Annotated in this window: 18 protein-coding genes, 1 tRNA gene and 1 pseudogene; 8 read left to right on the forward strand and 12 right to left on the reverse strand. The window is 68.1% G+C overall.

Features of this window, described 5'->3' with window-relative positions:
* Nucleotides 1-32: 32 nt before the first annotated feature.
* Nucleotides 33-1,100 carry an MraY family glycosyltransferase gene (locus ACZ69M_RS14540; protein ID WP_470049818.1) on the reverse strand — a complete coding sequence of 356 codons (1,068 nt, stop codon included), beginning with the start codon at nt 1,098-1,100 and terminating at the stop codon, nt 33-35.
* Nucleotides 1,101-1,382: 282 nt separating this feature from the next.
* On the opposite strand from ACZ69M_RS14540, the gene ACZ69M_RS14545 reads away from it, so the two are divergent.
* Nucleotides 1,383-3,650: a (Fe-S)-binding protein gene (locus ACZ69M_RS14545; RefSeq protein WP_470049820.1), complete on the forward strand. Its 2,268-nt coding sequence runs from the start codon at nt 1,383-1,385 to the stop codon at nt 3,648-3,650.
* 84 nt (nt 3,651-3,734) lie between these two features.
* Here ACZ69M_RS14545 and ACZ69M_RS14550 read toward each other — a convergent pair whose 3' ends face one another.
* Complete coding sequence (locus ACZ69M_RS14550; RefSeq protein WP_470049822.1) at nt 3,735-4,043, reverse strand: hypothetical protein; 309 nt, start codon at nt 4,041-4,043, stop codon at nt 3,735-3,737.
* Nucleotides 4,043-4,342: a hypothetical protein gene (locus tag ACZ69M_RS14555; RefSeq protein WP_470049824.1), complete on the reverse strand. Its 300-nt coding sequence runs from the start codon at nt 4,340-4,342 to the stop codon at nt 4,043-4,045. The genes ACZ69M_RS14550 and ACZ69M_RS14555 overlap by 1 nt, the downstream gene beginning before the upstream one ends.
* Before the next feature lie 157 nt (nt 4,343-4,499).
* Between ACZ69M_RS14555 and ACZ69M_RS14560 the strand changes: the two genes are divergently transcribed.
* From ACZ69M_RS14560 to ACZ69M_RS14570, 3 genes are all read left to right on the forward strand, one after another.
* Nucleotides 4,500-4,760, forward strand: coding sequence for a GntR family transcriptional regulator (locus tag ACZ69M_RS14560; RefSeq protein WP_470049826.1), 261 nt, complete (start codon nt 4,500-4,502; stop codon nt 4,758-4,760).
* Nucleotides 4,761-4,977: 217 nt separating this feature from the next.
* Nucleotides 4,978-6,501, forward strand: a complete 1,524-nt coding sequence (locus ACZ69M_RS14565; RefSeq protein WP_470049828.1) for an FG-GAP and VCBS repeat-containing protein — start codon at nt 4,978-4,980, stop codon at nt 6,499-6,501.
* A gap of 108 nt (nt 6,502-6,609) precedes the next feature.
* Nucleotides 6,610-7,623, forward strand: coding sequence for a Yip1 family protein (locus tag ACZ69M_RS14570; protein ID WP_470049829.1), 1,014 nt, complete (start codon nt 6,610-6,612; stop codon nt 7,621-7,623).
* A gap of 97 nt (nt 7,624-7,720) precedes the next feature.
* On the opposite strand, the gene ACZ69M_RS14575 is transcribed toward ACZ69M_RS14570, so the two are convergent.
* The 3 genes from ACZ69M_RS14575 to dcd all read right to left on the reverse strand — a co-directional run bounded on the left by ACZ69M_RS14575 (nt 7,721) and on the right by dcd (nt 9,459).
* A complete protein-coding gene (locus ACZ69M_RS14575; RefSeq protein ID WP_470049831.1) occupies nt 7,721-8,182 on the reverse strand; it encodes a DUF7144 family membrane protein in 462 nt (153 codons plus the stop codon).
* 162 nt (nt 8,183-8,344) lie between these two features.
* Nucleotides 8,345-8,860, reverse strand: coding sequence for a phosphoribosyltransferase (locus tag ACZ69M_RS14580; protein WP_470049833.1), 516 nt, complete (start codon nt 8,858-8,860; stop codon nt 8,345-8,347).
* Nucleotides 8,861-8,883: 23 nt separating this feature from the next.
* Entirely contained in the window at nt 8,884-9,459 is a 576-nt protein-coding gene (gene dcd, locus ACZ69M_RS14585; protein ID WP_054231394.1) for a dCTP deaminase, read from the reverse strand.
* 500 nt (nt 9,460-9,959) lie between these two features.
* Between dcd and ACZ69M_RS14590 the strand changes: the two genes are divergently transcribed.
* Nucleotides 9,960-10,033, forward strand: a tRNA-Gly gene (locus ACZ69M_RS14590).
* A gap of 540 nt (nt 10,034-10,573) precedes the next feature.
* On the opposite strand, the gene ACZ69M_RS14595 is transcribed toward ACZ69M_RS14590, so the two are convergent.
* Entirely contained in the window at nt 10,574-10,924 is a 351-nt protein-coding gene (locus ACZ69M_RS14595; protein ID WP_470049835.1) for an ImmA/IrrE family metallo-endopeptidase, read from the reverse strand.
* On the opposite strand from ACZ69M_RS14595, the pseudogene ACZ69M_RS14600 reads away from it, so the two are divergent.
* A pseudogene (locus ACZ69M_RS14600) lies at nt 10,883-11,467 on the forward strand (mobilization protein); the annotation flags it as partial. The gene ACZ69M_RS14595 and the pseudogene ACZ69M_RS14600 sit on opposite strands and share 42 nt — an antisense overlap.
* Nucleotides 11,468-11,975: 508 nt before the next feature.
* Here ACZ69M_RS14600 and ACZ69M_RS14605 read toward each other — a convergent pair.
* Nucleotides 11,976-12,578 carry a hypothetical protein gene (locus tag ACZ69M_RS14605; RefSeq protein WP_470049837.1) on the reverse strand — a complete coding sequence of 201 codons (603 nt, stop codon included), beginning with the start codon at nt 12,576-12,578 and terminating at the stop codon, nt 11,976-11,978.
* Nucleotides 12,575-13,156, reverse strand: a complete 582-nt coding sequence (locus ACZ69M_RS14610) for an RNA polymerase sigma factor (RefSeq protein WP_470049839.1) — start codon at nt 13,154-13,156, stop codon at nt 12,575-12,577. The genes ACZ69M_RS14605 and ACZ69M_RS14610 overlap by 4 nt, the downstream gene beginning before the upstream one ends.
* A 614-nt stretch (nt 13,157-13,770) precedes the next feature.
* Between ACZ69M_RS14610 and ACZ69M_RS14615 the strand changes: the two genes are divergently transcribed.
* Nucleotides 13,771-15,696: a hypothetical protein gene (locus ACZ69M_RS14615; RefSeq protein WP_470049841.1), complete on the forward strand. Its 1,926-nt coding sequence runs from the start codon at nt 13,771-13,773 to the stop codon at nt 15,694-15,696.
* 691 nt (nt 15,697-16,387) lie between these two features.
* On the opposite strand, the gene ACZ69M_RS14620 is transcribed toward ACZ69M_RS14615, so the two are convergent.
* Nucleotides 16,388-17,761 (reverse strand): phosphatase PAP2 family protein, encoded by a 1,374-nt coding sequence (locus ACZ69M_RS14620; protein WP_470049843.1) that lies wholly within the window; start codon nt 17,759-17,761, stop codon nt 16,388-16,390.
* Nucleotides 17,762-18,915: 1,154 nt separating this feature from the next.
* Between ACZ69M_RS14620 and ACZ69M_RS14625 the strand changes: the two genes are divergently transcribed.
* The gene (locus ACZ69M_RS14625; RefSeq protein WP_470049845.1) at nt 18,916-19,695 is read left to right on the forward strand and encodes a hypothetical protein; all 780 of its coding nucleotides are present in this window, start codon (nt 18,916-18,918) and stop codon (nt 19,693-19,695) included.
* Nucleotides 19,696-20,106: 411 nt separating this feature from the next.
* On the opposite strand, the gene ACZ69M_RS14630 is transcribed toward ACZ69M_RS14625, so the two are convergent.
* The gene (locus ACZ69M_RS14630; RefSeq protein ID WP_470049846.1) at nt 20,107-20,505 is read right to left on the reverse strand and encodes a PIN domain-containing protein; all 399 of its coding nucleotides are present in this window, start codon (nt 20,503-20,505) and stop codon (nt 20,107-20,109) included.
* Nucleotides 20,502-20,783: a hypothetical protein gene (locus ACZ69M_RS14635; protein WP_470049848.1), complete on the reverse strand. Its 282-nt coding sequence runs from the start codon at nt 20,781-20,783 to the stop codon at nt 20,502-20,504. The genes ACZ69M_RS14630 and ACZ69M_RS14635 overlap by 4 nt, the downstream gene beginning before the upstream one ends.
* Between the last annotated feature and the right edge of the window lie 345 nt (nt 20,784-21,128).

The following is a 21,128-nucleotide window of genomic DNA, read 5'->3' on the forward strand; positions in this document are numbered from 1 at the left end:
GTCAACAGACATGAGTCGCAGGGGCTCAAGTCTTATCTCTTGCTTACACGCAGGTGTGCTTGTACACGTGGTTCCACCTGCGGCTTCTCGGTCGACCGACTCCCGGACGCGGGGGCGTGCCGTCCCCCATAGGTGGGGATCCGAAGCAGCGCGAGTACGCCCACACCGGCGCCGCCCGCCACCCACAACGCCGCCGTCGCGCTCACCCATCCCATGTCGATCAGCATTCCGACGAGTGCACCCGCGAAGCCGGTGACCCCCACGACGATCGCGGCGCCCCGAGGCGTGACGCCGAGGCGCCGCAGCCGGTGGACCAGATGATCGGGGGCGCCGCGCAGCAGCGGACGCCCGGCCCGTTGCCGCGACACCAGCACCAGTACGGCGTCGGCGGTCGCCACGGCCGTCAGCGCGAACGCGGCGCCCACGCTCGACCCGGCCGCCCGCCCTGCGTGGACCAGTACCGCCGCCGAGGTCAGCACGAACCCGACGAACAGCGCGCCGCAGCGCCCCGGCACGATCCGGGCCGGGGGCCAGTTGTGCATCAGGAACCCCGTCAGCGCGGCGGCCAGCACGCTCAGCAGCGCCGCGAGCCCGTCCATGACCTCGGCAGCCGCGCAGCCGCTCAGCGCGAAGGCGGTCGCCACCGCGACCGTCCCCATCACCCCGTCGGCGTGATCGAGCGAGGTGAAGGCATGGGTGGCGAGGGCGATCCAGCCGACGGCCGCCACCCCGACCACCGGGCCGAGCTCCCCGTAGGGCACGGTCAGCGCGGCGGCGCCGGTCACGACGGCCGCCTGGAGCGGAACCCGCACAAGAGCCGGCGGGGGCCACAGGTCGGCGACCAGCCCGAGGGCACCGACCGCGATCCCGGCGGCCAGCAGCCTCGCGGCCGCCGGCCCCAGTGGCGCCACGTCCGTCCAGTCCCCGACCCCGGCGACGAACGCCGTGACCGCCACCACCGCGACCCCGCCGAGCAGCGGCACCGCGCGCACCCGCCGGCGTTCCACCACGCCGAGGCGCAGGGCGAGGAGCCGCAGCAGGGCGGCGAGCACGGCGGCGAGGAGCAGGGCGGAGGTGGCGGCGACGATTCCGTACAGCACGCCGCCAATTTAGTGTTAAATGTCGCAAATACGCCGCAGATCACACGATCGGGTTTACGTGTCGGCCGGAGACCCCGGCAGCTGTCGGCCGGTGACGTGCGCAACTGCCGGTCGGTGACTTCGGCGACTCAGGTGGACCTCAGCGACGCAGATCACCGCACCGCTGGCTACAGTGCGGCGGAAGATATGGGTAGTCTCAGACGGACTGCATAAGTTACCGCTTAGTAATCGGCTGAAGGTCGGCCTTCAGCTCCCTCCCTCGCAGGCCCGAGGAGCCCCCGAATGCAACTCGCCGCGATCATTGTGTCGCTGGTACTCGCCGTGGTCGGCGTGGCGCTGTTCTCCCGCGCCATCGCGCAGATCTACCGGTTCGTACGGCTCGGCCAGGACGTCCCCGCGGGCACCCGCACCGACGACTGGGCCGCGCGCACCGTCACGGTGGTCCGGGAGTTCCTCGGCCACACCCGGATGAACCGGTGGGGGGTGGTCGGCGTCGCGCACTGGTTCGTGGCGGTCGGCTTCTTCTCCCTCGTCGCCACGCTGGTGAACGCCTTCGGGCAGCTCTTCCAGGCCGACTGGGCGCTGCCCATCATCGGGCACTGGCTGCCGTACGAGATCTTCGTCGAGTTCATCGGCCTGATGACGACCCTCGGCATCCTCACGCTCATCGTGATCCGCCAGCTGTCCCGGCCCGACCGGCCGGGCCGCAAGTCCCGCTTCGCCGGGTCCAACACCGGCCAGGCCTACTTCGTCGAGTCGGTCATCCTCATCATCGGCCTCGCGATCATGACCCTGCGCGGCCTGGAGGGTGCCCTCGCCGACGTGCACGGCTACGAGGCCGCGTACTTCGCCTCGTACCCGATCGTCGCCGCCTTCAAGGGGACGAGCGTCGGCACGCTCCAGAACCTGGTCTACCTCACCGCGATGATCAAGATCGGGACGTCCTTCATCTGGATGATCACGGTCTCCCTCAAGACGGACATGGGTGTCGCCTGGCACCGCTTCCTCGCCTTCCCGAACATCTGGTTCAAGCGGAACGCGAAGGGCGAGACCGCCCTCGGCGCGCTGCTGCCGATGACGAGTGACGGCAAGGCCATCGACTTCACCGACCCCGGCGAGGACGACGTCTTCGGTGTCAGCCAGGTCGAGCAGTTCTCCTGGAAGGGCCTGCTGGACTTCTCCACGTGCACCGAGTGCGGGCGGTGCCAGTCGCAGTGCCCCGCCTGGAACACGGGCAAGCCGCTCTCTCCCAAGCTCCTCATCATGTCGCTGCGCGACCACGCGCACGCCAAGGCGCCCTACCTGCTCGCGGGTGGCGGCAAGAGCATGGAGGGCGAGGAGAAGGCGTCGGCGGAGCAGCTGGCCGACGTGCCCGCCGCCGCGCTCGCCGAGGCCGAGCGGCCCCTGATCGGCACGTTCGAGGAGAACGGCGTCATCGACCCCGACGTGCTGTGGTCCTGCACCACGTGCGGCGCGTGCGTCGAGCAGTGCCCCGTCGACATCGAGCACATCGACCACATCGTCGACATGCGCCGCTACCAGGTGATGATCGAGAGCGCGTTCCCGTCCGAGGCGGGCACGATGCTCAAGAACCTGGAGAAGAAGGGCAACCCCTGGGGCCTGGCCAAGAAGCAGCGCCTCGAGTGGACGAAGGAAGTCGACTTCGAGATCCCGGTCGTCGGACGCGACATCGAGGACCTGTCCGAGGTCGAGTACCTGTACTGGGTCGGCTGCGCCGGCGCCCTGGAGGACCGCGCCAAGAAGACCACGAAGGCCTTCGCGGAACTCCTACACATGGCGGGCGTCAAGTTCGCCATCATGGGCGGCGACGAGAAGTGCACCGGCGACTCCGCCCGCCGCCTCGGCAACGAGCCCCTCTTCCAGGAGCTCGGCATGGAGAACGTCGCCGCGCTGAACATGGCCTTCGGCGAGGATGACGAGGACGAGTCGACGAAGAAGCCGAAGTCGGCGAAGAAGATCGTCGCCACCTGCCCGCACTGCCTCAACACGATCGGCAACGAGTACCCGCAGCTCGGCGGCGACTACGAGGTCATCCACCACACCCAGCTGCTCCAGCACCTCATCGACGAGGGCAAGCTGCTCCCGGTGACCCCCGTGGACGGCCTCATCACCTACCACGACCCCTGCTACCTGGGCCGCCACAACAAGATCTACACGCCCCCGCGCGAGATCATGTCGGCCGTTCCGGGCCTGCGCCAGCAGGAGATGCACCGGCACAAGGAGCGCGGTTTCTGCTGCGGTGCCGGTGGTGCGCGGATGTGGATCGAGGAGCGGATCGGCAAGCGCATCAACAACGAGCGCGTCGACGAAGCTCTTTCCCTCAACCCGGACATCGTGTCCACGGCCTGCCCGTTCTGCCTCGTGATGTTGACCGACTCGGTCAACGGCAAGAAGAACGACGGCCAAGCCAAGGAGTCCGTCCAGGTCGTGGACGTGGCTCAGCTTCTCCTCGACTCCGTCAGGACGCCGGTTGATCCGGCGGGGGCGGCGGAGGCGGAGAGCGAGCCGGAGCCCGAGCCGGTGAAGTAGCCGCGCCTTCCGAGGGCCGAGCCTTTCGAGAGAACGACACCCCATGTCCCCGGTTCACCCCGGGGACATGGGGTGTCGTCGTGTTCAGTTGAGGCGGTCGAGCCAGTTGAGCTGGTTCAGCCGTCGGCCGCGGCTCTCGGCGACGCGGAGTGCGTCATGGAGCGCCTCGGTCAGGCGCTCGGCGAGGAAACGAAGTTCGCCCTGCGGGGTGCCGGGAAGCATGTCACGGGCGTGCGTCAGGAGTTGCGTACCCATCCCGAGCTGAATGGACTCCGTGGCGTCGGCGAGGCGGGACACGGGTCCGCCGTGGCCGTCGGCGATCAGGTAGCAGGGCTTGCCTTCGGCCCCGGACCAGGGCAGCAGGCGTGGCTCTCGTCGCGATTCCGCTTCCATCAGGCGACCTCCAGCCCGTGGATCCAGTACGGACCGGGCGTGTCCAGCCCCAGGGTGGCCAGGACGAGTTCGCGCCGCCGCTCACGCTGCTCGTGGGCGGTCACATACGGCCGTACGGCCACGGTGGCGGTGCCGTCGAGGGGGACGTCCAGTCCGTATGGGCTGCGGTGGGCGGGGAGCGGGATCCTCGGTCGGGACGGACCGCCGCGTACCGAGCGGGGCGGGCAGACGCGGTGCGCTCCGCGCGGGATGAGCAGGAGGCTCACCCAGGCGGTGAGGCGGTGGATAAGGTCGGTCATGTCATCGGCTCCGTTCAGGGTTCAGCTGGTGGCCATGCCCCGGGACGGCTCCATCCGTCGCCGGGGTTCTTCGCTCACCCTACTGCGGTGTACTGCTGTATGAGCGGTTAACTGTGAATCGCACAGAGTACGGCCGTCTGCGCATGGTGGTGCGGTGATGGAATTTGTTGCCGATATCCCCCGCTGGCGCCAGGTGGCCGAGGTGATCCGCCGCCGTATCGAGGACGGGACCTACCCGCCGCGCACCCGTATCCCCTCAGTCGTGGAGATCACAGCGGAGTTCGGCATCGCCGCCGTGACCGCTCAGAAGGTGCACAAGGGCTTGCGCGCGGAAGGGCTCATCTACACGGAGCCGGGCCTCGGCTCATTCGTCACCGAGCAGCCCGCGAAGCCCGCGCACGACGTGGCGAGCGAGTGAGGGGCGAGGGAGGGCCATGACGTCCGACTCCGCCCCCAACATCATCGGCCCCGGAAAATAATCAAACTCACGTACAACCCTCACGCCCCTTTCAAGGTCTCCTGTTCGCCGACCAGCCCGCGAACCCCGGGACAACTCCCGGCAAACGCGGGCGGTCCGCACCCCATTGACTGGGAATGCCCGCCAGGCATCCCCGCATGCCGCAGGAGACCCCCGCATGCACAAGCAGTACCGGCAGTACCCGCAGCACCGTACGCACGCCAAGACGCATGCCATGCGACTCGCCCTCGCGACGGCCACCGCGGCCGCGCTGACGGGCGGTCTGCTCACCTTCTCCGCCGCGACGGCGACCGCCGCGGACTCCACGAAGGTCCCGCAGGCCGACTTCAACGGCGACGGAATCGGCGACGTGGCCTTCTCCGCCTCCGACGCCTACGTGAGCGGTCAGAAGACCGCCGGCCAGCTCGTCGTCCTCTACGGCACCCACAGCGGCGTGTCCGGCGCCAAGCGCTCCACGCTCAGCCAGAACACCGCCGGGGTCCCCGGCACCGCCGAGGCCGGGGACGCCTTCGGCGCCGACACGGCGTACGCGGACTTCAACGGCGACGGTTACGACGACCTCGCCGTGTCCTCTCCGCACGAGAAGTTCGGCAACGACACCGACGCCGGAGGCCTCGCCGTCCTCTGGGGCTCCCCGAGCGGCCTCACCGGCAAGGGTGTGGCCATCGCCGACCCGGCCGGGTCCTCGCACGACTACTGGGGCAAGACCCTCGCCGCGGGCGACTTCGACGGCGACGGCAAGGCCGACCTGGCCGTCGGCAACTCCTCCAGCACGATCTACGTCTATCGGGGCGGCATCACCTCCACCGGCGCGGCCGGCCTCGCCCGCACCACGATCAAGCCCCCGATCCAGTCCGGCGGCAACGCCCTCGGCCCGCGGAACCTCACCGCCGGTGACATCAACGGCGACGGCCGCACCGACCTGGTGGTCGACGGCTTCGAGACCAAGACCGACTACGGCTGGAACACGAACTACTACGTGCCCGGCACCGCGAGCGGCCTGAACGTCTCCGCCGCCAAGGCCCTCAAGCCCGGCATCATCACCGCCATCGGCGACATCAACAACGACGGCTTCGGCGACATCGTCAGCGGCGCGTACTGGGACAACAAGACCGAGGACGGCACGACCGTCCCGGACTCCGCGCTCGGCGGGAAGGTGAACATCACCTACGGCTCCGCGTCCGGCCCCGCCGCCACCACCGGAATCACCCAGAACTCCGGCAACGTGCCCGGCAGCTCGGAGAAGGCCGACAGCTTCGGCTACGAGCTGGACCTCGGCGACATCAACGGCGACGGCTACCAGGACCTGGTCGTCAGCGCCGCGTACGAGGACCTGAACGGTGTCGCGGACACCGGCATGGTCACCGTCCTGTACGGCTCCGCGCACGGCGTCAACACCTCCTCGGGCGCCCAGGCCTTCGCCCAGAGCACTCCGGGCGTCCCCGGCAACGACGAGAAGTCCGACCTCTTCGGCCTGGACACGAAGCTCGACGACGTCAACGGCGACGGCAAGGCCGACCTCCTCGTGGGCTCCTACGAGAACGGCGGCGACGGCAGCGTCACCTACCTGCCCTCCAACGGGTCCAAGATCACCACGACCGGCTCCCGCGCCATCTGGCCGGCCGACGCGGGCGTCTCGACGACGGGCACACCGGCGTTCGGCGCCAACTTCGCGGACTGAGTCCAGCCGCCCTTCAGCCGGGCCCGCACCCACGGGCCCGGCTTCCGCCCTCCCGCGAAACCCGGGGCCGTGCCCCGTAAGGGACGCCCGTGCTCCTCCCCTTAGGGGATGTCACAGCTCGGACCCAAACCCCCCTCCGATGGCCCGCACTCCGCACGTCACACTGCGGGACCAGGTACGTTCGATTACGTGGCTGGATTCAGGATCGGACGCGGCCGGGACGACCGAGCCCCGCAAGCGCGACCGCAACAACACCGACCGTCGTACGGACAGCAGGCTCCGCAGGGAGGCCAGCAGCCGTACGGCTACCCGCCCGCGCCCTCGCAGCAGCAGCCGTACGGGGGTCAGCAGTACGGCGGCGCGCAGCAGTACGGCGGCGGTCAGCAGGGCGGACAGCCCGGCTGGCCCCAGGCGAACGGCGGCGGCGAGCCCGAGTACTTCGGCGACGGTCACCCGCAGCAGGGCCCTGACCCGTACGCGGCGAACAGCCCTGGTCACACCCAGGCCTTCTCGGTCGGCGAGGACCCCTACACCCAGGGCGGGACCTACCGCGCCGGCCAGGCGGCGGCCCCGCCGATCGGCCCCCGTCTGCACTGGAAGGACCTGCTGAGGGGCATCGTCACGGCCCCCAACCAGACCTTCCTGCAGATGCGCGACTACACGATGTGGGCCCCGGCCCTGATCGTGACGTTCCTCTACGGCCTGCTGGCCGTCTTCGGCTTCGACGGCGCCCGCAAGGACGCCATCAACGCCACCCTCTCCAACGCCGTCCCGATCGTCCTGACGACGGCCGTGGCGATCGTCATCAGCACGTTCATCCTGGGCGTGGTCACCCACACCCTGGCCCGCCAGCTCGGCGGCGACGGTGCCTGGCAGCCCACGGTCGGCCTCTCCATGCTGATCATGTCCATCACCGACACCCCGCGCCTGATCGTCGCCATGTTCTTCGGCGGCGACGCGTCCTTCGTGCAGCTCCTCGGCTGGGCGACCTGGGTCGCGGCGGGCGCCCTGCTGACCCTCATGGTCAGCAGGTCCCACGACCTCCCGTGGCCGAAGGCACTGGCAGCGTCGGCGATCCAGCTGATCGCGATCCTGTCGATCATCAAGCTGGGCACGTTCTAGCGAGGACGCGCGGTACGCGGCGTACGGTCGAGTACGCACGAGAGGGCCCCCGGCACGGAACCACTGCCGGGGGCCTTCTGCATCCCTCCGTCCGGGTTCACCGACCGCCGCTGGTCCCGATCTGCATCCTCGTCAGCGCAAACAGGATCAGGAGGTCGAGCGTCATCACGAAGATGGACCACGCCGGGTAGTACGGAACGAACATGAACTGGGTGATCAGGCTGACCCCTGCCACCGCTGCGCCGGCCCCGCGACTCCAGCTCTGGTTTGTCAGAACCCCCAGGCCGGCAATGACGAGTGCCACTCCGATCACAAGGTGAATCCAGCCCCAAGCCGTCAGGTCGAACCGGTAGGCGTACCTGGACGCGGAGAACAAGGTGTCCTGTGCGATGCCGGATGCGCCCATAAGAATGCTGAGCGGCCCGCTGAGCATCATCGTGGCGCCAGCGAACATGGACGCACCGTTGATCATTTCGCTGCCGTCGGCTCCCCCGTGCCCCCGCCGTGTCCTGTTCGGCACCGTTGTCATGGCCGCAGCCTCCTTGTACAGCGCGGTCACCGACGCACACTGCCCGTGCGCAGTCAGCCACGCTCCCCTGACAGCATCACCGCAATCCTTCGGCCCCGCGACTGCAACCCGCGTCGCCCTCACCGCATTGCCGCAGGCGCCGCAAAGGCTTCTCCCCATGCCCCCATGCCCCCACCGTCAGGAAGAGGCAGATCAGAGCGCTTCACCAGACGGTGTGATCGGCTCGCCCGCCTTACGCACTACAGGCAAGACACTCCAGGGGAAGTTGATCCAGTCGTCGGTCCGCTTCCACACGTACTCGCACTTCACCAGCGAGTGGGACTTCTCGTAGATCACGGCGCTGCGGACCTCGGCGACGGTGTCGACGCAGAAGTCGTGCACGAGCTTGAGCGTCTTGCCGGTGTCGGCGACGTCGTCGGTGATCAGGATCTTCTTGTCGGAGAAGTCGATGGCGTTCGGGACGGGAGCGAGCATGACGGGCATGTCGAGCGTCGTGCCCACACCGGTGTAGAACTCCACGTTGACCAGGTGGATGTTCTTGCAGTCGAGGGCGTACGCCAGTCCGCCCGCGACGAAGACACCCCCGCGGGCGATGCTGAGCACTATGTCGGGCTGGTACCCGTCGTCGGCGATGGTCTGGGCGAGCTCACGGACCGCGACCCCGAACCGCTCGTAGGTGAGGTTCTCCCGCCCGTCGGGCACGCTCATGTCCGCGCTCTCCCCGCTCCCGCTCACACCTGGGTCCGATGGAAGTTGAGGAAGGACCGCGAGGCGGTCGGCCCGCGCTGGCCCTGGTAGCGGGAGCCGTACCGGTCGCTGCCGTACGGGAACTCGGCCGGCGAGCTCAGCCGGAACATGCACAACTGCCCGATCTTCATGCCCGGCCAGAGCTTGATCGGAAGCGTCGCGAGATTGGACAGCTCCAGGGTCACGTGCCCGGAGAAGCCGGGGTCGATGAACCCGGCGGTGGAGTGCGTGACGAGCCCCAGCCGGCCGAGCGAACTCTTGCCCTCCAGCCGCGAGGCGAGATCCACGGGAAGCGAGATCACCTCGTACGTGCTGGCGAGCACGAACTCCCCGGGGTGCAGGATGAACGGCTCGTCCCCTTCGGGCTCGACGAGCCGCGTCAGATCGGCCTGCTCGACGGAGGGGTCGATGTGTGGATAACGGTGATTCTCGAACACCCGGAAGTAGCGGTCGAGCCGCACGTCGATGCTCGAGGGCTGCACCATGGATTCGTCGTACGGGTCGATGCGCACCCGACCGGCGTCGATCTCGGCCCGGATGTCCTTGTCTGAGAGAAGCACGCCCCGAGGATACGCGGGGACTGTCAGCATTTCGCACAGTCCCCGCGACCCAGGTCCTACCGCTGGTCCTACTGCTTTGCCCTACCGCTTCTCGAGCGTGACCGGAACGACGCTCCGGAGCCGCGCACACCGCGGACACCGGACCAGCCGACCGGGGCCGAGTCGCTCGGCCTGCTGCATCGGGAACGAAGCGGTGCTGAACACGTGCCCCTCGGCACAACGGACGACGGTGCGCTCCATCAAGTCCTCAGAGTCCCTTCCCCAAGAGCCGCGTCTGACTGACGACGAAAGCCACATTACGGGATCAAAGGGATGGCCCTCCAAGCGGCACTCCGGTCCCGCCCGGACCCTCTTCCACCCCTTCACCGTACGCCCCAACTCCGGCCCCCCGCACCCCTGTCCACCCCCCGAAACGCACACCGGCCCCTCGGCTTCAGCGCCAGGGACCGGGCATGAGGTAGAGTGAGCGAGCATTCGACACCGGGTTACCGGCGTCTTACGCGGGTGTAGTTTAGTGGTAGAACATCAGCTTCCCAAGCTGAGAGTGCGAGTTCGATTCTCGTCACCCGCTCCACGATGAAACCCCAGGTCAGTGACCTGGGGTTTGTTTGTTGTCTAGTCCAATTCGGGGGCTTCGTGCCCTTCGCGTGCCCTAAGTTGGCATCGAACGTCCGTATCCAGGGTGCGCGGGTGCCACTCCGGATGCACGCGCCTTGGTTGTCTCGAATAGCGAGACGCATTTCCTGTGATCTGCGCCGTGTGCCGGGCAAACGGTGGCCAAGTCGCTTACGCAAAGGCCGGCTTGTGGGCCAAGGGGTAGCTCCGGGCGGCAGGCGCAGGCGCGCCGATCTCCAAGACGAAGCGGCTGGCCGAGGTGATCGAGGGGAGCGAACGCCAGCAGGTCGCGGTCTGCATGTTCGCCCGCGTGTTACACGTTCCAACCGCCGAAACCGAACAGTTCCTCGGCTGGCGGGGCCGCCGCAGGTGGGCTTCGGTGGTGCGCGCGATTCAGGCCGTCGGCCAGACCGGCCGCTCGTCTCCTGGCCTGCATTCGCGGGTCAGGAGACCGAAACCCCGGGATCCTTCTGATGGCGACATGTGTCGCACCATTTGTCTAGCGCCGGGTTTGCGCTGCCCGCTTCTGCAGGGTTCGCAGCGCGATCTTCCGGGCGCCTGACGCATTCATGCGCCAAGCGGCGAAGCGCGTGCTCACGTTGAACTGCTCTGCCACTTCTTCGTCGGACTTCTTTGACAGGGCTGCCGTGATCGCTGCCGACGTCGGGATCAGAAGTTCCCCCGACAGATCGCTAGCCTGACGCTCCTTGACGGCCATCTCGGGACCCAGCTCGCGGCAGCCGCCGTCGGAGAAGAGGATGCCCTCGAACTCGTACTCCAGGAGAAGATGCGACATCTCGTGGGCCACGTTCGACCGACGCCGCTGGCGTGTGCGAGCGCTGTTCTCCACGAGGAGGAGTTCTTCGACCGGCTGGCCGCCACCGGTGTCCTGATCCGTAAGCGGGGTGCGCCCTCCGGCGACCTGCTCGGCTACAAGGTCGCTCTCCCGGACAACCGTAACGGCGACAAGGAGCCGGTGTTCTTCGCGGGCTCTACCCTTGCCCCCGACCTGTCCCTGCCCCGCATCCGCGAACGCTGGTCCAGCGGCATCCTGACGCAGGGCACGGACACGTCCTCCGCCGAGGCACCGAGTGGGCCCGCGAAGGCGCGGCGCCGGACGGCCACGGCTGCCTGGCAGGCGGTGTTGGTCGTCGATCGCGGGGAGGACGCCCAGGTGGCTGCGCACATCGTCGCCGCAGGAGAGGTCCTGGACACGCTCGCCACGACCTCCGCCGCCCACACCCGCACCGAGCTACGCGAGGCCGCCTCCGCGTTCGAGCGGGCAACCCGCTCTCACATCAAGGCCGAACGCGGCCACGACCGCGCCCTGCGCCAGGCCGCCCGCGACGACGAGAACCACCACCGGCGCTGGTCCTCGGGCACCTCGGGCGCCGGATACCGCGCCATCATGCAGGCCGACGGCAACCTCGTCGTCTACGACAAGGACACCTGGGGTGTCTGGAGCTCCGTCACCTCCGGGCACGACGGCGCCTATCTGTGCTTCGGTACCGACGGCGACGTCAGCGTGGTCTACCAGGGCACCACCATCTGGTCCGCCGGCGCCCAGCACTGACCCATCGCTGGCCGTCATGTCCCGGCGCCGGCGGTCCCGGACCCGTTCGCGAGTGTCCGGGGTGACTCGTCCATCCCAGACATCGACACGGCCCCCTCGGCCACCGTGCCTGGCCCGGCCGTTCCTCCTCGGCCTCCGACTTGTCCCCCAGCCGGGCGGCAGACGGCTTCGGGGCGTGTGCGAAGGCCGCGGGTTCTACGGCGACCGGGCCGAAGGTGGTACAGGAGTCCCATTCGTAGTTGTCGAGGGTGCTTCAGACCAAGCAGCCACGGATGCCGAAGCCGTCCACCGCGCCCGTCGGTGGGCTCGTCCGTGCGGCTGCTTTGCGTTACTTCCCGAATGACTGGCGGTACTCGTCGACGGTCTCGTCCGTGGCCACGTTCGCGCCGCAGGCCGGGACGACGCCGTTCTCGGCGGCCACGATGTAGTGCTCACCCTGCGTGAACCTCAGGTTCTCCGGCTGGTCCGCATCGCTTTCGAGCACGACCGTCTCCGCGTCGCCGCCCTTCAACCAGTAGTCGACACGGAAGATGGCCGTGGATCCCTTGACGGACGTGGCCGTTCCCACGAAGAGGGTCGGGTACCCGCGCAGGGTGTCGATAGTGGGCACCACGCACTTCTGGCTGCCGAAGCCGCCGGTGGTGAGCGTCAGTGGGCCGGCCGAGGCCGAATGCCCGTTGTCGTTGTTCGCCATGACGCCTCCAGCGATGCCGCCGCCGAGCAGAAGCAGACCGGCGGCCGCCGCGAGTCCGAAGAGCTGACGGCGACTCCGTCGCGCGGCGGCCTTCGCCGGGGTCGTATTGCCGGTCCGAAGCGCGGTGTCGGTGGTCAAGATGTCCCCCACAAGTCGGTCGATGTCGGGCAGCGGAGCATGTGGGGTCAGCGCCGGGTCCGCGGACTTCAGCCGGGCCAGCAACTCGTCGTCATTCACTGACCGCTCCTTCCTTCATCCCTCTTGTGTCCGGACGGTTCGTCATGCTTTCGCCCCAGCTGTTGGGCGAGTTTCTTTTTCGCCCGATGCAGCCGGATGCTCACCGCGTTGGACGTCAGCCCGGTCGCCTCCGCGATCTGCCCCGGCGCCAGCCCCTCCCACGCCCACAGCCGCACCACCTCGCGGTCCAGCGCCCCAAGGGCGGCGAGCGCGGCGTGCAGATCGCTGTGGTTGTGGTCGGCGCCTCCGGCCGGCCGCTGCTCGTGCGTCCGGATCAGCCGCTCCACCAGCCGGAGCCGGCGCCCCTCGGCACGGCGGACGTTCGCCAGGCAGCCCCGCGCCACGCCGTAGCACCACGGCAGCACGTCATCGGGGTCGGGCAGGGAACCTGGCGCCGGCCCCAAGCCGGGGACGTCGTCAATACGGCGCCACAGCACCAGCATCGCCTCCGCCAGGATGTCGTCGACCATGTCGGCGCTCGTCCGTCGCAGCAGATACCGGTGCAACGGTTCCACCACCACGTGCGCCAGTCCTTCGAAGCGCGCCCGCTGCCTCTGGCGCGACTCCTCTTCCGTCATGGATTCCACAACCCGTCCTGTCCGGCCCCGGCCGGATCCTTTCAACGACTCGGCAGGGTCGCCTGCTCAGGACGTCGTCCATGGTCTGCTGCCAGTACGAGACGCGGATCGAGCTGACGATGTACACGCCCTTCGCGGGCAGCGAGGGGTAGGCGGCCCGGTTTTGATGACGGTGAGGAGGATGTAGATCGAGCAGGCCGCGTAAGCACGACAGCGTCCTCCTCGTAGCGGCGTACCCATAAGAGCGGACAACTACGGTCAACAGCGGCTCTCACGGTCCCGGACCCATGGCTGCTCAAATGACGTATGCCCAGGTCAGCAGCCATACGGCCGCGCAAGCGCCGTCGTTTCCTAAGCTGAGAGCGCGAGTTCGGTTCTCGTCAGCCGCTCCATATGAAACCCCCGAGTCGATGCCCCGGGGGTTCTTTGTTGTCCAGACCGGTGGGCAGGGCGCGCACCACAACCGCACGTTCAACATCCTGAGGCATTCTCGCGAAACTATTCCGTCGCGCAGGGGTCTCGGCAGCATAGTATGGCGTGTACATGTTATTCGGGCCACGTGCGCTGACGTGCCGCGCCGGGCCCGGATTTTCGCCTTTGGGGGGCTTCAACAGGTGAGACTGCATTCTGCCCTGCCTGCCGTCACAGCGGGCGCACTGCTCGCGGCCGTGCTGACACTGCCAGCGGCGACGGCTCAGGCATCGGACCTGGGCGACGCGCCGTCGCCCGGTCCATCGGCGACGGGGTCGTCCACGACCGTGGCCGACCCGACACCGTCCGATACGCCCACGCCGCTCAATACCCCAGCTCCTGCCGACACGCCGACGGACGGAGCGAGTCCGGCTCCGACGGATACACCGACCGACGGCCCTACGACCGACCCGACGAATACGCCCACGACGGACCCGACCGGGACCCCGGCGCCTACTGACACCCCCACCCCGGACCCCACGGACAGCACTCCGCCCCCGCACCAGGACTGGGTCAACAGTGTCGGCAACTACTGGCATGACGACTGGACGCTGGCGCTCCAGGCCGGCGGCCCCAATCCCGTGACGGGCATCACCGCGCACTTCCGCCTGCACGGGGCGCCCGCCGACGCCCCGGACGCCGCCTCGATCAGTGACTTCACCTGGGACCCGTACGGCTACGGACTGCGGATCTCCGGCAGCCGGGTAGAACTCCCTCAACTCGGCAGCTACGACGTCTCCGTGGACATCACCGAGTCCACCGGCATCAGCGAACACTTCGCCGACGTCGGTCAGTTCACATACGCCGCCAAGGTGCAGGTCGGCACGCCGACCGCGGACCGCACGGTTGTCGACTACGAACACCGCAACGTCAAGATCTCCGCGCCCGTCACCGTGACGGACCCCGCTACCGGCGCCCTGCTCGACCCCAGCGGTGTCGCGGTCACACTGAAGGACCCCGACGACCCGATCGGCGTGGGTGTCACCGGCGCCGTGGGGGCGGACGGCCGGCTGACCGTGCCCGTCACCGAAAAGGGCCCGGCGCAGTACCAGGTGTTCAGCGCGGACGGCAGCACCGCCGGCTACCCGTTCCACCTCGACACCACGGCCTCCTCGCAGACAGTCCTCAAGGTCGCCGCGTCGCCTGAGAAGACCCGTATCCGCATCCTCAGCGGATCCAACCTCTACCTGCCCAAGGGCGGCCACGGCACGATCAAGGGCATCCTCGAACGCAAGGTCGGCACCGCATGGGTGGGCACGCCGAAGCAGCGAATCTGGAGCTTCGGCAGCTCGGGGGGCGGCCCCACCGTAGCCACCGCCGCCGATGGCACCTTCCAGGTGACCGTGGCCTCCGCGGGTTCGTGGTACTTCTCCAACGACTGGGACTACGACCCCTACCTGCAGAGCACCGACACCTCCGCGACGCCGGTATACGTGCACATTCCCGCCCCGTCCAGCGTCACCCCGTTCCACGTCACCGAGAATGAATACGGTGAGGCATACATCGACGGCCACCTCGACATCGGGGGTAATTTCGGTGACAGCAAGCACACGGTGACGATCCAGTACTCCGCCGACGGCAAGACCTGGCACAACGTCGGCACCACCCGGATCGGCCGCAGCGGCCTCGCCGCGGACGAGTTCGCCTGCTACGCCACGTACCGCAACCAGGCCAACGGTCACTGGCGCGCGTACTTCCCCGGTACCCCGGACTTCTCGCCCTCCTACAGCCACGCGGTGAAGATCTACCGCACGGTCACTCGGGTCACCGGCGGCCGCCCGAACCACACCACCGTCCGCAAGAACTCGTACGTGTCCTTCGGCGGCCATGTGCAGGGTCGTAGCAGCACCGGCGTGTGGTCACCGATCCGGCACTCCTACGTCACCCTGGTCTTCCGTCCCTACAAGGGCAAGACCTGGTACTACGTTTCACGGGTCCGCACCGACTCGGCGGGCGCCTACCACCTGAGCGGCAAGGCCACCCGCGGTGGCACGTGGGCCGTCGTGTGGTTCACCCCGGACGGCAGCCACGTGGACTCCAGCGGGCCGCAGACGTACGTGCACGTGTAGACCCTCCCACAGGGCCTACGTTCTCAGGCAGCGTCCACGCTGACGCCGGGGTTCCGCTCGCGCGGAGTCCCGGCGTCAGCCGCTCCACCTGACCGGGCCGGATGACGCCGGCTGGGCGGCCGTGCGAGGCAGCGGCAACGCCACGACGGTCTTGCCCGGTTCGTGTCACCCACCGCCCGCATGGACAGGTACAGGCCGGCGAGGAAGCCCATGAGGGCGCTGGCAGCAGGGCGAGTGGCCGTGGCCGACGGTCAGCAGAATCCCGTGTGGGCCGCGCAGCAGGTCGAACAGCCGGATATCGCGTCCGGTCGCGGAGTCGCCGCAGACGGCGTCCGGGGCACGGTCGCCAGGGAGGACGCGGATGTCGCCGGCCTGCGGCAGGACGGAGCGAGCAGGAGCGGGCGGAGCGAGCCGCGTTCGCCGGTCAAGGCCGCGATGTCCCATGGCTGTTGCAGGCAATGCCGGCGGCGGACGACTTCTCCTTCTCCTCTTGCTGCCAGGTCCACCTGAACCGCCGGTCGCACGGCCGCCTCGCGCTGGTCGGCAACGCGGGATACTACGCCGCGCCCACCAACGGCACGGGCACCGGCAGCCCGTGCCACCCGCGGCACAGTGAAGGTCTTCGCCTGCACACGTTCAGCATCCCGTCCCATCCGGGCAGCGCTCAGCACGCAACCTGAGGCAACATGATTCAAATTAGCTCGGGTTGTGGTTCCGGTTGCCGCGCTGGTGCGGGCTTCGGTTCCCACAGTTTGGTGGTCCGTACGTAGCCGTAGACCACTGAGGTCATCGCCAGCATGAGAAATGGTCCGGACACCCACGGATGCTCGGCCATCTCCAACGGCAGATAGCGATAGGACATCAAGAGCGCGGCGAAGACCGTCGCACCGTAAGCGACCGGCCTGATCCCTGATCGATCCCAGCCACGGTCGAGCGAGCGCAGAGCTGCCTCGATCGTGAGCGTGAACACCACGCCGGCAATGAGATCCGCACCGTAGTGGTAGCCGAAGCCCAGCGTTGCGCCGAGCGTGGCAATCAGCCACAAGGTGCCTCCGAATCGCAGAATCCGTGGGCCCTTCCGGGAGTGAATGAAAATCGCTGTTGCCCACGCTGTGTGCAGGCTGGGCATGCAGTTCCGCGGGGTGATCTCGTCGAATGGCATGTGGTGCGGGGTATCGATCGGCGGCGGCGTTTCCGGCCACAGGTCGGCCACCGCCCAGTGCTCGCTGGGCGGCGTTTGCGACCACAGGCTGACCGTCGTCCAGTGCTCGACGCCGGTCCCGTAGGCGAAGACCGGTCCGACCACCGGAAAGATCATGTAGAAGGCCGGCCCGAGGAGGCCGATCACCAGAAAGGTGCGCAACAGATGATGGCCCGGGAAGCGACGCTCGACCGCCACGTTACGCAGTTGGTACAGCGCGACGACGACCGCGGCCAACGCGAGTTGACCGTAAACGATGTGGAGCATGTTGAAGCCGGTCGGGCCGGTGGCCGTGACGATCCGGCCCACCAGCCACGACGGGTTGCCCAGCGCGTGATCGGCGGTTGCCACGTACTGGTCGAGCACCGCTGGGCGGGTCTTGGCGGTGACGAACAGCCAGGTATCGCCGATCGTGCGGCCGACCACGAGCAGCAGGCCCAGCCCGACGCCCTTCAGCAGCAGGGCACGTTCCCGGCCGGTGCGACGCGTGACAGCGATGACCGCGCAGCCCAGAAGCACCCACAACGCGCCGGTGCCGACGGGGTCGCAGTCGGTCGTCTTGGCGCCGACCGCCCACCGGACCACCAAGAAGGCGACGTCGATACCGATCGCGGCACCAGCCGCGATGAACCGTTGCCGCCAGGTGAGCACCACCATCATCAACGCCATACCGGCATACAACAAGAAGCCCGATTTGGGGGCGAATACCGCATCTCGCACCTCGTTGGTGATCGGCCCGGGCAGGCCGTAGCGACGTGCGACGATCTCCAGCGCAATGTGGAATCCGAGGACCGCGACACCCGCTACGGCCCAGAGTCTCGCCCGCGGTTGACGCCACACGGAGAACGCGATTCTGCAGTTCATTCGCGAAGAAGACCGCGATGCTATATATCTCAATTCTTGGCCTATTTGCTAAATTTCAGTCAAAGGTCAGGATGGGTTTCGCTAGTCACCTTCCGGTCGGGGTCACTTTCTACCTCACGAAGAACAGCCCGCCCGACGGGGGAAGACGGAAACTTCACCGTCCGGGTTCCGGTCTCGTTCCCGGGGTGGCACGGGACGCGTCGCCCGATCGTTCGCTTCGGCCCGGCGAGGCGAACACTGATCGAGGTTGACGTCCCGCCGTTGGCGCATCCCTCCAGCCTCGGCGAGCACGTCGACCCGTGGGCCCATGGCGACTCGACGCCCGGCCGCCTTCTCCCTGTCAATCGACTTGATGCGGCATGGACTGCACTGGATCCGGGCTCGTGCCGGACCGCAGGCCCGTCGTCGCCCTGCGCATCACCCACCGGCCCCTGGACCAGTTCGCCGGGGGGCTGCGCCCTCATACGGCCACGCCGAGCGGCCGGGCCTCGCCGTGGGGGTGCGGAGAGAACGGACACGCGTATCCGTGTGCAGTCGCGACGGACCCACTCGGCCGACCCGCGAGTCGGGGCCGCCCCAGGCTCTGCCGGGACCGCACGGACACCCTGGCCTCCCCTACGCGGCGTCGTGCCCACAGCGTGCCCATAAGACCGGTAAGCGACGGTCAATAACGGTGCGATCCTGCGCCCCGGCCGCCACATCACAGCGCATATGCCCAGGTCAGGAGCCATCCGGCCCCCCAAGCGCCGTCGCTTCCCAAGCTGAGAGTGCGAGTTCGATTCTCGTCACCCGCTCCATGACAAACCCCCAGGTCGATGTCCCGGGGGTTGTTTGTTGCCCAGACCGGTGCAGGGTGCGCGCACCACAACCGCTTGGCCGGCTTCCTGTGCACTCCTCCTCGTGGTGCGCGGCGTTGTCGTCATGTTTCTTCGCACGCTCCGCCCGCACCATCCCGTCCAGCCCGGCTGCCTTGAAGCCATCGGGGTCCCTCCCTGAACCGGGCCAGAGCGATGCCGTGGTGATCAAATCGTTGCCGCACCGCGTACAACCGCGAACAGCCCTGCCCTGTCCCACAGTTAGCCGCTGGGGATGAGCCTCTGGCCGGTGCGCCCACGCGCTCGGTCCAGACTGCAAGGGGAAGGACGGGCTCGAAAATGGGGAAGACGATGTGGAGCGCGGTGGTGGCCGGTGGAGCGGCAATCGTGTTCACAGGGGTGGCTGCGGTGCCGGCCGGGGCGGCGGAGGGCGGGGTCTCCTTCAGCCGGGTCACGGTGAACGGCGGGAAGCCGATCGTGATCGGGGTCAAGGAGGAAGTCGAGGTGCGGGCCGCCTTCCGGATGACGACCAAGCTCAAGTTCGACTTCGGGCCGAAGGTGTTCCCCTACCGAGGGAAGCTCGACTCGGGGGACAGGCTGTACAGCTCCGTCATCACCAGCGACTGCGAGGTCGTGGACAAGGCGAAGGGGATCTGCGACTTCGACGAGTGGCTGTACATCGACCCGCGGCACGTCGACTTCGGGAACGAGGACGCCGGCACCTGGAAAACTGCCGCTCAGGTCTTTCTCGCCGGTGACGCCCAGGACACCGACGACCTGAACCTCCCGTTGCAGGTCAAGCGGGCCACACGCGTCACCGTCAACGCCTCGCCGGAGCCGGTCGCGGCAGGGAAGACGATCACCGTGACCGGACGGGTCACACGGGCGAACTGGGACACCCACACGTACCAGGGGTACGCGGGCCGCACGGTGAGCCTGCAGTTCAAGGCGGCGGGCGCTTCCTCGTACACGACGGTCAAGAAGGTGACGTCGAGTAGTACGGGGGCGCTCAGGACCACGGTGAAGGCCACCGGGTCGGGGACGTGGCGGTGGACGTACTACGGGAACTCCACCTCTGGGGCGAAGTCGTCGACCGGGGATTACGTCGCCGTGCGGTAGGCGACGTGCACGGACCGTCTCCCCTCGCGGAAGCGTCACCGTAGTGCGTGGCGCAGGACCCTGAGAGCGCTACTTGGGCAGGCTGGCCACACAGCGCTCTCACTCACAGGAGCTCTGACCAGGCGTGCCAGAACCGTGCCAGGTTGTGCGGCGAACACCGGGCGTGCGGGAAGTCTGTGCACGCGAGCGACCTCGATCGACCACCCAGGTCAGGAGCTGCGGGCGGTGGGTCGGCATCCCGGTAAGGCTCGAGACCCAGAGCATCGGGAAGTTCACCGGGTCCAGTGCGCGGAGGATGTGTTCGATTCTCGTCGCTTGCGCCGGATTGAGACCTCGGGGCAGCTGCCTGGGGTTTCTTGGCCGCTCCAGCTGGGGCGGCATTTCCTCCGTACGCCCTGACGGCGCCTCGGCTCAGACCTTCTCCGAACTCACGCGTGGGTGCTCGGCAGTGAGCAGGGCGATGTCTTCCGCATCGGAAGTCAGGATCGTCACGCGGCCGGGATGCTGCAGGGCGGTCGCGCACAGCATGGCGTCGATGGCGTACTTGTGGCCGTGCAGCCTCGCTGCACGCAGCAAAGCGGCGGCGGATTGCGCGACGGCCTGGGTCACCGGCTCGACACTGAGGCGGGACAGGGTCCACTTCAGTGCGGCTTCGTTGATCTTTGGGTGGATCACCTCGACCAGTACCGCTGCCGAGGTGATCACGGGCAGGTCCGCGTCGCGAGCCGCCGTCAGCCACTCGTGGATTTCCCGATCACGCTGTACGGCCTTTGCCAGGCCCTCGCTGTCCAGGACCAGGGCACCGCTCACGCGGCCGCTCCGGCATCTGAAGCGCGACCGGTCAGCCGGGCACGCTTCGCCGCCACGGCCTCCGGGTCGGCCGGGCCGTGCACCCTGTCGAAGTCCGCGATCAGCTCGTCCAGGTTGTCCCGCTCGATCTGCCGCTGGGCCGCCTTCTCCAGGTACGCCGATACGCCCCGCTTGCCGACCCGCTCACGGATCGCCTGCAGAGTTCCGGCGGTCAGTGTGACGGAGATGCCGCTGGTGGGGCCGTCGCCGGGCAGGAAGTCAACGTCGTCATCAGCCACACCCTCAGTATGCCATTAAAAATGGCATACTGAGGGGCAAATACGCCACAAGGCTCTCACCAGATGGCGGAGCAAACCGGTGACGGAGCTTCGCGGGTGCTGTGCAGCCGCAACGTCCCCTCGGCAGCCGGCCCCCGCACCGGGCGGACCGCGCCCGGTTGTCCCCTCGGTGGCGCCGGTCTCCCCCTTCTGGGACTCCGTGCCCTCCGCGTGCCCGTGAGAGCGGAAAACCACGGTCAACAGCGGTGCAATCCGACGCACGCGACCACTCCAAGATTCCGTGTATCCGTGCTGGTCAGAGGCATGGAGCCGGTGCAAGCGCCGTCGCTTCCCAAGCTGAGAGTG

The sequence above is a fragment of the Streptomyces sp. NPDC107454 genome (assembly GCF_055582885.1).

Coding starts and splice junctions, on each gene's coding strand:
- ACZ69M_RS14555 (WP_470049824.1), bottom strand. CDS start 4,342: ATGACCGACCTTATCCACCGCCTCACCGCCTGGGTGAGCCTCCTGCTC.
- ACZ69M_RS14550 (WP_470049822.1), bottom strand. CDS start 4,043: ATGGAAGCGGAATCGCGACGAGAGCCACGCCTGCTGCCCTGGTCCGGG.
- ACZ69M_RS14545 (WP_470049820.1), top strand. CDS start 1,383: ATGCAACTCGCCGCGATCATTGTGTCGCTGGTACTCGCCGTGGTCGGC.
- ACZ69M_RS14625 (WP_470049845.1), top strand. CDS start 18,916: ATGGGGAAGACGATGTGGAGCGCGGTGGTGGCCGGTGGAGCGGCAATC.
- ACZ69M_RS14610 (WP_470049839.1), bottom strand. CDS start 13,156: ATGACGGAAGAGGAGTCGCGCCAGAGGCAGCGGGCGCGCTTCGAAGGA.
- ACZ69M_RS14570 (WP_470049829.1), top strand. CDS start 6,610: ATGTCACAGCTCGGACCCAAACCCCCCTCCGATGGCCCGCACTCCGCA.
- ACZ69M_RS14580 (WP_470049833.1), bottom strand. CDS start 8,860: ATGAGCGTGCCCGACGGGCGGGAGAACCTCACCTACGAGCGGTTCGGG.
- ACZ69M_RS14620 (WP_470049843.1), bottom strand. CDS start 17,761: ATGAACTGCAGAATCGCGTTCTCCGTGTGGCGTCAACCGCGGGCGAGA.
- ACZ69M_RS14560 (WP_470049826.1), top strand. CDS start 4,500: ATGGAATTTGTTGCCGATATCCCCCGCTGGCGCCAGGTGGCCGAGGTG.
- ACZ69M_RS14565 (WP_470049828.1), top strand. CDS start 4,978: ATGCACAAGCAGTACCGGCAGTACCCGCAGCACCGTACGCACGCCAAG.